This is a genomic window from Methylomonas sp., from assembly GCF_023228165.1.
GTDB lineage: Bacteria > Pseudomonadota > Gammaproteobacteria > Methylococcales > Methylomonadaceae > Methylomonas.
In genome coordinates this window covers 60,857-73,427 of record NZ_JALOBS010000020.1, presented here as the reverse complement: position 1 = coordinate 73,427, position 12,571 = coordinate 60,857, and the positions used below count along the sequence as shown (strand labels likewise).

Sequence of the window (12,571 nt, the reverse complement as noted above, 5' to 3'; positions counted from 1 at the left end):
AAATAACACTGCGAAGATTGATTATTTTTTTTCATTATGCCGTTTTCGGCGAATTACCGCCACTGTTTCGCCACAAGAGAATCGCCGCCGTAATAATTACAATGATGACCAAAATGAAGATGATTGCGAAAATCGCGATTTTCTTTCGTTTCGCAGATGCCGCATCCGCATCCGCATCCGCATTAATCGCATCATCTGGCGATGTTGATGGGCTCGGATCGATTATTTGCGGTATTGGAGTTGGATCTGTTGGGGTTCGACCGCGGTTTTGCGATGGCGGTGGTGGGTCTAAATATGATGGCATTGAGCCGGAATCTTCATTGCCGGTGTCCACTGGAGGGTCTACGGTATTTTCCGCGTTTCTTTTTGCGATTGCGTTGTCGATATTTTGAGTACATTCCATTACGCTTGACGATGTTGTGTTTACTTTTCCTGCCGCGATAATGTCCTGTGTTATCGTTTCCTGTACGCAGATTTGGCAATTCATCGAAGGCGGCGTAATTAATTCTGGCTTCGGAATTGTTTGTTTCGGCTCTGGGTCTGCTTTGCGTTCATTGTCTATTTGAGCCTGAACCAAGAAATATGGATCCGTTTTCCATTGATACGTTTGGCAAACAGATGGGTTAACGGCAATTTCGCCACACTTGCTTCCAAATCCGCAAGTCGTGCATTTTACTCGCCATTCTTTATCTGGTTCTCCCCAAAGCCACCATGCCCAAATAGAATCGTCGAGAATCGAACAATCAATAGGACCGGCAGGAAAATTCTGAGCCCATATTTTGTAATCGCCGGCGTATCGCGATTTATTTAATCTCTCAAGACGATCTGCTTCGCGCATTTTCCATTCATTAATCAGCATTTGCTCGGCATTGTACGCGTTTAATCTGCGCTGGTAATCTTCATATATATTTTTTATCCACACCGCATATTCGCCACAGTCTGTTTTCGCTTTTATGAGGTCCTGCGTGGGAATATCATCCAGGCTCTGCATTTTGCAAATGGACAGTCGATTATATTTTCCTCGAGGCAAAGATTTATCGGAAATATATACGCAATGGATAATGGCTACGCGCTCGGATTGATTATCATCATTATTGTGTTGCTGTACTATTTGCTTCGCTCAAAAAAAGAGAAATTCGCAACCCTCGAAGAAATCGCGCAAGCAGTCGAGCAATCGGCGAGAAGCCCCGATGAATATTATCTATTCAGGCGATTAGTGGGCGAATCCGCACTGAGCCGCGATAATTATGCGCAACTTTTGGACATTCTCCACTCGAAGGGAAAAATCGCAGTCGAAGATATCATTGCGATTACTGGCAATAAGTGATGTGGTTCCGTATTGGGTTATTTTTTTGAAACAATTCAATGAGCTAAATATATAAGACAATGCCTATCACTGGCGCGTCAGAATGCCCGGAATGCGGAACTTTCGCATATATTCCATTTGAGGGGCACTGTTTCCGATGTGTTTCTTGCGGATTTACTGTCTGCGGTTATGTGCCACGCCCGCAAATCATACAACCAGCCGAAGGCGTGATCGCGACGCGGGAGCCACTGTCTGTGGCATCTTTGCCAGATGATAGCACAACTAATCGCGCAAATTTGCCAGGAATCACCGCGGGAAATTCTGAGCAATCGCGCACTGATTCACCATGATTGAGACATTGGATAATTTCGCCTTTTTTTGAGCAAAAAAAGACACTTCATCGCATAGTGAATCGCGCGATTAACGCGCTGCCGTTTCCGCTGGTGGCTTTTCGGCACTCGGCGGATTTGCCGCACGCGAACGTCCACGATAAATAATGATTCCTACAATAATGACAATTATCGCGATAATGACGAATACTCCGATAACCGCATACGTTAGAAAATCCATCGGGTTAATCCCTGCTTCTGCATATTGGTCTACTGCAATGCCAGTCTTCGTTGTATTTTCGCCAACCATTTTCGCATAAACTTCAGCGAATTGGTCGGACACTTGTTTCGCAAGATATGAAATTTCCACATATTGCGATGATATAATATTGCAATCGCCGCCGGAAAGAATGTTGCTTATTGATTGCGAAGAAAGATTCTGAATATCGCCAGCGAGCGATGTGAATTGCTGATAAGTGACTTTATTTCGCATTTCATTGACGAGCCGCGTTTTAATTTCTGTTTCTGTCTTATTAACCGCCGCCGCCATTTGGAATAATTTTTGCTGTACTTCTTGCTTTGAAGATACTGCATCATCAACCGCATTTGTCAGCATTGCTGTGTAGTCATCAGCTCCTTTCATCTTCGCGAGTTGACTGATATTAACGCGAATCTTTGCGATTTGCGAAAGATTACTATTGAAATCGCCGGCGCACGTGATATTCGAGATAGATATTTTTTGCGCAGAATTGAGAATTGCAGATGTGTTTGTCATTTGTGCCCGAAGACTCTCATTTATCGTAGAATTCACCGATTCTTGAAATAATTTTGCCGTGTTTTCATTCGTTGTGCCACAATCTCCAGCGATTCCAAGAAAACAGAAATGTTCTTTGCGTTCGCCATCATTACCTGCGGTGATGGGCTGGCTTCGCATATTAAAAAACGCATTTACGGGATTTTGCAATCCCATTTGCGCAGTTCGCGCATCGTGGTCTTCGAGGCGATATGCAGATGCCATGGATTACTACAAAAAATCTGCTATTGTTTGATTATATATAACCACAATAAACAAAATGCAGATTGGCGTAATATTGGCGATTATCGCGGCAATCATTATCGTGATAATCATTATCGGTGTTATTGTCGTAACGGCAATAATGCTAAAAAATAAACAAGATTTAGATTTGAAGCAGCAAGAATTGGAGAAATCAAAACAAACCGCCGATTGGCTCGAAGAAATGGCAAAACAAAGAAAAACCGAAGAAAATGTCATAGTATAAAATGACGGCGCGATTCTCTTTTTTTGCGATTTCGTATTCGCGATTTTGTGCCGGAGTGTCGTTGATGATTTGCATTAGTATGCATTTCGCGCGAGAAAATATACCTCGAAGAGAAAAAATATCACTCATTCTTTTTTGAAATGCTTCCAAACTAATATAAACACTCGGCGATAATTGTGAATTGATTCACGCGGATATTGGCATTCGGCGGTGCTCTAAATTCGGCAGCGCGATTATAAATATACGAAAATGGAAAATCACCACAGACGTCAAGAAATTGCGATTTTTCTCGAACAATATCATCCGAATGCGTCACAAACAGAGCGCGAATTTGCATTGCTCGGCGAAATGCCAGATTGTTCTGGCGGTTTGCCGGCAACTTCTGGACAAAGCATAATAGAAAGTAATTCATTCTTCTCGATAATGCCGCGAGCGATTACTGCTTTCGAGAAGACAGCAGCTATCCGCATATCTATCCCGACAAATTTGGGACTTCTCGCGCCAAATGTCATGCAAAGAAGAGGGATTTATGCGCAAATCGCAGCGATTGTCGTGCCGACGCTTGTTATTATTCCAGATAATCAGATTTTATTCGACCGCGCGATTGATATTCTTCGCCACAATTCAAGCGCGAGAAATATGAAATTCTTCTTCATCGCGCGAAATACATATTTTAGCTGGCAATTGTTCGGCAGATGCATGGATAGCGATATTCATCGCAGCAATCAAGTCGCGCTTTCGCAAAGCGATTGTTCATCGATTGTTTCTTGTGCCATTTACCAATCCTCAAGAGGAGAAATCGTGCGCGATGCAGAGTCATTCTATATTATTGCGCTTTCGCGTCGCGATTGCGGTGGCAAACAAATCACAGTCGAAAGCATCTTTAATGCTATCGCGCCGAAAGGCTTTTCTGCACCTATGCGGATTGCCGCTTAAAAAGCAGTCAAAGGGGTTTTTCGCTGTACCAAAGGAGTCGAGGCTTCAGCCGTTCTCTTTTTTGAAATCACGTCATCGCATATTATAAGCCGCCAAAGTGTTCCGAGTGGGCAATATTGGTAGATTAAAAGCTACGCGAAGTGGAAATTAGTAGAAATGGCAGTTTCCAATGCCGCATTAAATTTGTTCGACATCATCGACGATAATACAATCGCCCATATTTTTGAGTATTCAAGTGTCGCGGCGCGCTGGGCATTATCGCTCTCTTGCAAGCGAATGACGGATATTTTCCGCGCGATTTACGAGCATCTTTGCGATGAATGTACGCGAAATCCAAATGATTATTTCAAGCGCGAAATCGCCGACCAAATGTTCCGCGAAGGCGCGAGAAGTGATTCGCCGGGATTGTGTCGTTATGCGCTCGCAATTAGCAAGAGGCAAATAAATAGGACGGCGATGATTATTGAGGCAATAGCTTCCAGAAATCCTGAGATTATCAACATTATTTCATCTGGTGGTTTTGGACTATGTTTCACGAGTGTGCGCGCAATTGTGCAAGATATCGCGCGCCATATTCGCGTATTTCCTTCGGATACCGAATACACGATTTACGAATATTTGAAACAAGAATTATCCTCTAGCGAATTTCCGACATTTCAAGAGATTCAGCAGTCGATTCAAATCGCACTTTGCCGCGCTGGGCATATACTTCAAGCAAAGAATGGAAGATGTATTCATGCGCCAGAGGAATTATTTCATTCCGCAGCACAATTCGTAGATGGCAATCCGCATGTTATGAAATTAGAAGGAATATACACATCACATTCGTATGGAATCATTTCCCATGGGCAATTTTCATCGCGGTACGATGGCTGCAAAACATTCTGCAAATACGCGCGGAAATATCCGATTTCGGAGGAAAGCATTTCGCAAATCGTGAGCGAATATTGGGCAGATATCAAGACATATGCCGATTCGCTTGTGCAATTCGCAGTCCGCATTGGAAGATTCGATTTATGCCGCGAAGTTTTCGCGAATTCGCGCTATCTATGCAGCAAGAACGCGATTACTAATATTATGAACATAATTATTTGTTGTGGCAGATGGAGTATTTTGCATGAATTATCAGCATTTATGCGCGAACATCTTCTTGGACATTTGCAATCGGGGTCTATCTGCCGGGCAGTTAATTTTAGCAGAACTGTAAGTATCGGAAAAACACGCCGTTTTCAATTGAAGCAAGGCAATAGTGATTTAGGCTTTTTAGCCTTAATTTCCCATCTTCCGCGAGGCGATACATTTAAGCTGCGCGATAAACTCATCGCCGAATTTTATCCTTGTATTAGGCAAAATATTGAGCAAAATGAAATAATAGTCGCGTTGTTACATGAAAGCAGTTTATCGTATTCTATGTGGCGCGGTTATGTGGGCGCGGCAAGTGTTCCAAAAGGAGTATCTACTTCGCTAAATTCATCGGCAAAATTGCGCGCGAGTGGCGGTGCGATATCGCATTGGCATATGGCATTTATTGCGGGATTGTATGGAAATTCGGTATTACTGCAGGAAGTTTGCAGTTTATGTGGAGTTGTTATCCATATTGAAAGTAGTTCTGTATTTCGATGCATAACGGGTGGTGCATATGACGCAGTAGAAACGCCAGAAGTATCTTCTGCTGGGCACGCCGAAGGCGTGCAATCTGCGAGCGATAATGCGCCGTCTGCAGAAGAAGTAAAAAAACCAATCAAAGAAAAATCGCCAATATGGAAAACTTACGAGGAAAGAGCCAAAGCAATGCGAAAGGCGACTGCGGTGCTGAAAGAAAATCGTCTTCCTACGTGGATATGTGATGCTGTATTTTGCGCATTTGCTGCGCTTGGCAAAGTCAGGTATTGCGAATTATTAATTTCTGGGAATTATGTTACGGATTTTGCCGGCGCATATTATTGGGCTTCGAAATTTAACAAAAAAGGAGTATGTCGTCTCATTTCGCAAATAGCGCCGAACATCGTAAAAAAACCCACAAAGCTGCTCGTAAAGTCCGCGAAGTCCGCAAAACTCGCAAAGTCCACGAAATCCGCGAAATCCACGAAGTCAGCAAAGCCAATGGAGGATGAAACGCCTTCATGCGCTGCAGCAGCGCAAGACCCAGCAGAAGACCGCGATTTTGACCTTTCTTGGCTTCCGCCATTGGGCAAAAAAAGAGCAACTCGTGTTGCATCCGCCAATAGTGGAGAATCATCCAAATAAAAAAAGAAATTTCATCACTTAGATACAAATTTAAAAACTCGCATTACCATTTTTTTGTGCGCGAATCTCAATTACTCGCAGTTATTCCAGTTTCGCCGGCGAAGTTTTGCCTTGCGGCGCATTCGTTCGCACAGCCGCGCAACCAAATAATGCGATTTGGTGCATCAAAGCCAATGTGCTCCACAACGCGTATCATTTCGGAAATATCCAAATGAAATAAACACGCGATTTCTATGAAGGCTTCTTTCTTTTTGTGGAAATACGATGCCCAAAGTAGACTCAATGTTACATGCTCTGCGGCTTTCATTTCTGGCGGCAGTGCGGCGAATTGTTGCGCAACAAAGCGAATAATATCTACATTATTGTAAATACTCGCATTCCAAAGTGCGCAAAGCCAGCGAATACCGCCACATGGCGCGTAGTATTGCACCGCATGTTGAACAACACTTAGTTTATTAGATGCTGCGGCAAAATTGAGAATCGCGCTGACATCCAGTGAAAGATTTTCAATGCGAATGAAGTTTTCCACTGCGGCAATAATTTCTTCATTTCCGCCTGCGTACGCACTGTATAGAACATCATCCCATTCAATTCCGCGCCATACAGCAGATACTGGCGAAGCAGAATGGAGATTGCCCAAAAGTGCACCAATCCGCGCGATATCTCCTCTTTTACATGCGAGACGCAGACTATATCCCACAGCGTCCGGTTCATTAGTTTGCATTATGCCGCACAAATATTTTGCCGACACACTCCTCGCGGATGGTGCGCGATTGACTCCTTTTAGTTTTGCAAGAAGAGGAACACGTTTCTCTGCCATTTTTGTTTACATTCATACCAATTTCAAAAAGAAAAGGCACCTATTGCTTTGGGAAGGCTTCGCCGAGGCTTTGCTGAGCTTTTCATAAAGGGCGCAATAATAAGCGGCATCCTTTCGAAAAACTGAATTCCGAGTAAGTATAATACAAAATTGATATAGATACTTAAAGAAAATATTGAGAATGGCTGCGAAGCCTGTAGCTTTAAGCACTCGCCATTTGCTCGATGCGCTCGTCAATTCATGCGAAAAAAGCGAAGCTCGGCAAAGCCTCACTGCTGAAAGCAGTACACTTCAAAGGGATATCTCCGATGATAAGCACGCGCCGCGGGAGCGAGCCATTAGCGAGCACTTGCGTAGCGAGCGTGTTCAAAAAGTAGAAGATGCGCCAGAGGCATCTCAAAGTCCAGATAAAGATGTCGCAGAAGAAGGAGAAATTCCACGAAGTGGAAGCCGCTCTACTGAAAGTTCTGGCGGAGCCATCGAAGCTTCGCCGAGTTCAGACGAAGAAGCACCAAAATTAACTCAGCGTTCTACCAGAGGTGTTGGGACTTTGCCGAGCTCCCGCTTCGCGGTCGAGGCTCCGCCGAGCTCCTCCTCCACCGGAACACTGCCAATTTTGATGAACGAAGAAGAAAAAGCTGAGACTCTTAGAATGGAAGACGAATTACGCAGACGTATGGAGTATAATCGCGAAAAAAGCGGATTTCGCGGACGCGGTGGGCATAGAAAACACTATGAAGAGCAAATGCCTCGTGAGCGAGGCTTTACGGAGCGCGAATCCCAGCAACGCCCCGATTCCTCTACTGCCCCACAAGAACAGCATTTGCGCAGCGAGCGAACCTCCGAGCAACAATTTCGCAGCGGACAAGTAAGGCATTATCATCCGCAAGAGCACTCGCGCAGCGAGCGAACCTCTGGCGAGCGGCAATTTAAGGCGCCGCAATTTTACCAAGAACAATCCGTGCCAATCTCGAAAAAAATAGGACTTCCTCTTTCCGCAGCAGAACAACAGGAGGAAATTACTAAACTCGGGCGGATTTTGCAGCAAATGTTGTTAATGCCAGGATTTGGCAAACGTGGTGCAATAACGATTGTCGAGATAAATGGAAGCAAACGACTTTTCAATATACCAGAGCCTCAAAATAAGTATTCTGTCGAAGACTTTTATCATTGGATCCAGAAAATGACTCGCTGGTTGAAAGTTCGGTCGATTGGCTATATCTTCGTAGAGGAGCCCCTTACAACGCTATTATTCATAGACTCGGCAGAATAAACACAGCGCGAGCACATCAGCGACTCTATCGCTTGCTTCGCCGCGATTGGATGTGATTCTTTTTTTGTACAAAAAAGAAAGGACGCGGGGTATTGAACAATCGTACGTATACTCATAATCAGAAACGGGGTTCGTTGGGCTCAGGGGAATCAGCGCCGCGTATTATACAAATCACGCGGGGATGATTTTTTTCGCAGTGGAAAATACTCCACATTGCACTGATTCCTCCTTATCATCGACACAGATTACCTTATTGCACGAAATGAATGCAATTGGCAAACCGAACTTTTTATAGATGAAATCCGACAAGAATGAAGCGCTTACGAATTTAATATTCTGTGGCTTCGTATATTCAATAATCTGGCTGCTGCCATCGAGGGAATAAACAATGAACCGGAGTTTTCCTCCTGTTGCCGCAATGTACGCGACATTGCCAAGAAATTTCATAAATTCGTCCATTTTGCTGCTAGTTGATTTATCAGCAGATATTCCGCGCGGTACTTTTGGATGAGAAACGCCAACGGCACCGAGGCTCGCCGCAGGCTCGACACCTCCGGTGGAGCTTTGCCGAGTGCGCCTAATGTACGATTGTTCCGCAGAAGTACCATAACGCTCACTTGCATAACGAGTCCGCCGAAGGCTACGCAAAATGGGAGCCTTCGCAGAGTGTTTCACAGGAGAATCGTCCACTGATGGCGCTGCAAATCTGCGTTCCATTTTTGGCGAAATCGGTGAAGCATCGGCACCTCTGGTAGAACTCGCGCGATAATCATCTTCGTAAGATGAATAATCAGAATCTGATATCACTTCACTGCTCGAAGGATATTCATCTCGAATCATATCGCGAACAGAATATGGATCTTGTGGGCGTTTTGCTGGGAGGTCACATCTCTCTTTTTCGCCAACAATTTCGGACGGTACGAAAGATTCCAATTCCTCTTCAGTTGCAAGTGGCGGAGGAACTATCGCGCATTTGATGCGCTTGCTTGAAACTTGTTCCAGAGAATCGGCACAAGATTTTGTTTCCGCGATATACACTGGCGTAAACAATGACGGGTCGCATTCCACGGAATCGCATTTTTTGGAATATTCGGGACACTTAATCGCATTTGCTGATTTCTCAGCGAAATGGGATTTCGAAGGAACATACGCATAGCGGGTGAGGCTTTGAGCATATTCCCACAGGGACTGAGCTCCCGCTTCGCGGTCGAGGCTTCGCCGAGCTCCGCCAGAGGCATCGAGGCTTTGAGCCGAAGACATATTTACCAACGCACAAGCCATCAAAAACCGCCTTTATAAGGGGGTAGCTTTTGGCTAAAGAGTTGAGAACACAATAACAGGCTGAATATAATAATCTTACTTAACGAAATTCAAAAAGTGAAATTGGAAACCTATAATATCAAGAGAAAGGCTTAGCAACGCTGCGACACTTTAGTGAAGCTCGGCAAAGCTGTGAAGCGCTTTCACTTTTAGGAGTATCTAAATATAGAAGCAAATGCCAAATATCATGAAATCTGTACTACGACAATTGCGGTCATTTTTGACTTTCACGCCGGCAAAAGTTGGCGCTGAAATCGGCGAATCTCGCGGCGCATATGAATTTCATCTTTGGTCATTCCATTTTGCCGATTCCGGGGATGTTGAAAAATTGCCCGGTAATTCTATTGGCGACGCATTTAGTTGGGGTTATTATGCAAATGGCTTCATGAATCGCCGCATTTTCTCGCCAGTTCTTCTCGCAATCGCGCAGTGTATTATTATTCCATTCGCATTCTCCTTGAGTAATTACTTAACTGCAGTATTAATCGTGTTGGATGTCTTGCCACTTTTGCTTATTTGCGGAGAATCGATAATCGAATTGGCGCGTTGTGCCCGCGGAACCGCGGAAAATCGCAGAGTCGATTCATTTTCAAGAGTGGCAGCATTCGCGCTCGCGTGGTTCGATATTGCATGTGAAATCGCCGTCGGCATTATTGCAACGATATTATCGAGCGGCAAACCTGCAGAAACACTTTTCTTCGGGGCATTGGCGTGTAGAGTCTATTCAATGCATAATATGAGACTTCCGTTTGCATTTCAGGTTGCAGGTATTTTCACAGTTACAATTGCGAATGTCATTTTTGCCTGTTGCGCATCTGGCTTCACTGGCGCAGATAGAGTTTTCGTGATATTTTCGGCTGTTGGTGTAACACCATGTATGGCATTTATGTGCTTTATGGCGCTACATAGTGAATTTTACGAATTTATATCTTGTGAGATTCTACGCATCAAAAAAGAGCAACTATCTGCGGCTAATAGAAATTTCCAAAATCTCATTGAAAAATCAATGCCGAATCGCATAGCGAAGAAAGTGATGCGCGGAATCATTAATCATCAATCGCCGCATTTCCACGAGAGCTGCCCAAATGGCGGAGTAATGTTCATGGAAGTTCTATTTAGCGACGCAGTATTGCCGGAGACTTCCACGCGAAGTGCCGCATCGGGAATGCGAAATGCTGCAGCAACATTAGAATTCGGATGCGTATCAAATGCAAAAAAAGAATTCGATTTGTTGCTTAATGTCAAGGCGTATTGCGAAGAATGCGGAATAGAATCAATCAAAATATATAATTCAACATTCCTTATTGCGGCAGACAGCCTTATAGAAGCGGATAATGTGAACGCATTTATCGCGTTGGTTCAATATATTCGGCGCTGGCTAATTGCGCGAGAAATACACAATGGCACTATAATCCGCGCTGGGATTTGCTGCAATGGGTTTGTCGGCGGAATTGTGGGCACTTCCATTCTTTGTTACGATATTTGGGGCGATTCTGTAAATGTTGCTGCGCGTTTGATGCGTGAGGCAAAAAATAATGAAATATGCATCGTTTCGCAACATGATGACGAATTGCCAACGGACGTGTTGACGAAAATGTCGCTCAAAGGAAAGGGCGAAGTTGAGGCATTTCGCGTGGATTTGACGAATTTTCCCGATGCGCGCCCAAATGCGCACAGTGATTCGTATTATCAAATTCACGAAGTTAGCAATTCGCCAGGCACATCGAGTCGCGATTCTATTTCAGAAATTGCGACAATTTCATCGCCATATTGGAGCAAATCAAAAAATAGCATTACGAATGGATGGTGGTCGACGCAATTATCCTCGGAACTTCGGCAGCGAATGGTAAAAGGAAATATCGATATCATTACTGCGGTGATTACTACATTGGGATTTTCATTCACGCCGATAAGCGGATTTATAAATGGCGAAGTGCAGAAATTATCAAGTGTTCAGCAGGCAGTTTTCGCAGCTCTTATTGCGACGACCGCGATTCTCTTTGCGAGTGCGCCAATTTATCTTCGCTGCGGCTCTCGCGCAAAGCAAACGCATGAAGTAGATAAAAATACTTACTATGGCGCGATTGCTTACACAATGTATATCATGCAGATTTCCACGGCGTGTTCTATCGCTTGTGTCATTGCGGCTATATTTGTAAAATCGCCAATTTGGGTTTTCTACGATTGTATTCTCATTACAACGCAAATCATCCCCGTGAGCAATTATTTCTTCGCGTTGATTATCATAAATGTCCCGACTATTGTCATTTGTTTCGCCGCCGGTGTACCAAACAAAGAAATATACGCAATATCAGTATTAACTGCATGTCTTATTGATGCGCTAAAAATGATTCATGCCGCGCGTTCTACTGAGACCGCTCATCTTGTTCGGCGTACATCCGAAGCAGAAGCGCAACTTCTTCTCAAAACAAATGAAAGTTACGGCGAATTATATGCGCAAATGGTGCCAGCGCGAATGGCACAATACATAGAAACAGAAGGCTCAACTTGTCTCGAATTGGGCATCTGTTCAGTGCTTTTCGCCGATGTTGTGAATTTCACTGGGATTTGTTCGCGCGTTTCGCCAGTCGATATCGTGCAAGGCGTGAATGAAATTTTCTCTCGCTTCGATTCGATACTTACAAGCGCGCAATTCGCAGGTCGCATTGGCAAATTGATTACACTCGGCGATGCTTATGTCGCTGTGTCAAATATTTTCGATATCACGCGCGACCACGAAATTGCTGTTCTTGAATTCGCGCATGCAATTTTGGACAATCTTCGCAAAAAAGCGATTTGCATCGGCGGATTGCCAATAGAAATTCGCGTTGGAATTGCGAGCAGCAAAATGACAATCGTCTCAACACGGAGCAATAGAAATGGTTGGTTTTATGGATGCAAAGGAGATGCTCTAAAAGAAGCCGAATATCTTCAGGCAAAAGCGCCGATTGGCGGAATTGTGGTGCATTTTTATGGTGGAACGGAGATTCAGATTCCGCCGGCGAATATCGCAGAAGATATTAAACGCGTCTGCGCTGCATCGAAATTGATGAGATAAGG

At 44.3% G+C, this 12,571-nt stretch carries 10 protein-coding genes; 6 read left to right on the top strand and 4 right to left on the bottom strand.

All coding sequences use genetic code 11. The features are described from left to right. Positions 1-34: 34 nt before the first annotated feature. Positions 35-991, bottom strand: a complete 957-nt coding sequence (locus M0R33_RS15520; RefSeq protein WP_292571129.1) for a hypothetical protein — start codon at positions 989-991, stop codon at positions 35-37. Between the two features lie 63 nt (positions 992-1,054). Between M0R33_RS15520 and M0R33_RS15515 the strand changes: the two genes are divergently transcribed. Further along, a complete protein-coding gene (locus tag M0R33_RS15515) occupies positions 1,055-1,327 on the top strand; it encodes a hypothetical protein (protein WP_292571126.1) in 273 nt (90 codons plus the stop codon). A 399-nt stretch (positions 1,328-1,726) separates the two neighbouring features. Here M0R33_RS15515 and M0R33_RS15510 read toward each other — a convergent pair whose 3' ends face one another. Beyond that, positions 1,727-2,653 carry a hypothetical protein gene (locus tag M0R33_RS15510; RefSeq protein ID WP_292571123.1) on the bottom strand — a complete coding sequence of 309 codons (927 nt, stop codon included), beginning with the start codon at positions 2,651-2,653 and terminating at the stop codon, positions 1,727-1,729. A gap of 55 nt (positions 2,654-2,708) precedes the next feature. Between M0R33_RS15510 and M0R33_RS15505 the strand changes: the two genes are divergently transcribed. From M0R33_RS15505 to M0R33_RS15495, 3 genes are all read left to right on the top strand, one after another. Then, entirely contained in the window at positions 2,709-2,915 is a 207-nt protein-coding gene (locus tag M0R33_RS15505) for a hypothetical protein (protein ID WP_292571121.1), read from the top strand. 249 nt (positions 2,916-3,164) lie between these two features. Continuing rightward, a complete protein-coding gene (locus tag M0R33_RS15500; RefSeq protein ID WP_292571118.1) occupies positions 3,165-3,851 on the top strand; it encodes a hypothetical protein in 687 nt (228 codons plus the stop codon). A 156-nt stretch (positions 3,852-4,007) separates the two neighbouring features. Beyond that, positions 4,008-6,098: a hypothetical protein gene (locus tag M0R33_RS15495; protein WP_292571115.1), complete on the top strand. Its 2,091-nt coding sequence runs from the start codon at positions 4,008-4,010 to the stop codon at positions 6,096-6,098. A gap of 67 nt (positions 6,099-6,165) precedes the next feature. Here M0R33_RS15495 and M0R33_RS15490 read toward each other — a convergent pair whose 3' ends face one another. Next, the gene (locus M0R33_RS15490; protein ID WP_292571112.1) at positions 6,166-6,918 is read right to left on the bottom strand and encodes a hypothetical protein; all 753 of its coding nucleotides are present in this window, start codon (positions 6,916-6,918) and stop codon (positions 6,166-6,168) included. A gap of 181 nt (positions 6,919-7,099) precedes the next feature. On the opposite strand from M0R33_RS15490, the gene M0R33_RS15485 reads away from it, so the two are divergent. Next, positions 7,100-8,191, top strand: a complete 1,092-nt coding sequence (locus M0R33_RS15485; protein ID WP_292571111.1) for a hypothetical protein — start codon at positions 7,100-7,102, stop codon at positions 8,189-8,191. A gap of 171 nt (positions 8,192-8,362) precedes the next feature. Here M0R33_RS15485 and M0R33_RS15480 read toward each other — a convergent pair whose 3' ends face one another. Continuing rightward, positions 8,363-9,472: a hypothetical protein gene (locus tag M0R33_RS15480; protein WP_292571109.1), complete on the bottom strand. Its 1,110-nt coding sequence runs from the start codon at positions 9,470-9,472 to the stop codon at positions 8,363-8,365. Between the two features lie 214 nt (positions 9,473-9,686). On the opposite strand from M0R33_RS15480, the gene M0R33_RS15475 reads away from it, so the two are divergent. Beyond that, positions 9,687-12,569 (top strand): adenylate/guanylate cyclase domain-containing protein, encoded by a 2,883-nt coding sequence (locus tag M0R33_RS15475; protein WP_292571107.1) that lies wholly within the window; start codon positions 9,687-9,689, stop codon positions 12,567-12,569. Positions 12,570-12,571 lie beyond the last annotated feature (2 nt).

Bases quoted from the DNA above. Each gene is read 5' to 3' on its own strand.
- M0R33_RS15520 (WP_292571129.1), bottom strand. From the start codon at position 991: ATGCAGAGCCTGGATGATATTCCCACGCAGGACCTCATAAAAGCGAAA.
- M0R33_RS15515 (WP_292571126.1), top strand. From the start codon at position 1,055: ATGGATAATGGCTACGCGCTCGGATTGATTATCATCATTATTGTGTTG.
- M0R33_RS15510 (WP_292571123.1), bottom strand. From the start codon at position 2,653: ATGGCATCTGCATATCGCCTCGAAGACCACGATGCGCGAACTGCGCAA.
- M0R33_RS15505 (WP_292571121.1), top strand. From the start codon at position 2,709: ATGCAGATTGGCGTAATATTGGCGATTATCGCGGCAATCATTATCGTG.
- M0R33_RS15500 (WP_292571118.1), top strand. From the start codon at position 3,165: ATGGAAAATCACCACAGACGTCAAGAAATTGCGATTTTTCTCGAACAA.
- M0R33_RS15495 (WP_292571115.1), top strand. From the start codon at position 4,008: ATGGCAGTTTCCAATGCCGCATTAAATTTGTTCGACATCATCGACGAT.
- M0R33_RS15490 (WP_292571112.1), bottom strand. From the start codon at position 6,918: ATGGCAGAGAAACGTGTTCCTCTTCTTGCAAAACTAAAAGGAGTCAAT.
- M0R33_RS15485 (WP_292571111.1), top strand. From the start codon at position 7,100: ATGGCTGCGAAGCCTGTAGCTTTAAGCACTCGCCATTTGCTCGATGCG.
- M0R33_RS15480 (WP_292571109.1), bottom strand. From the start codon at position 9,472: ATGGCTTGTGCGTTGGTAAATATGTCTTCGGCTCAAAGCCTCGATGCC.
- M0R33_RS15475 (WP_292571107.1), top strand. From the start codon at position 9,687: ATGCCAAATATCATGAAATCTGTACTACGACAATTGCGGTCATTTTTG.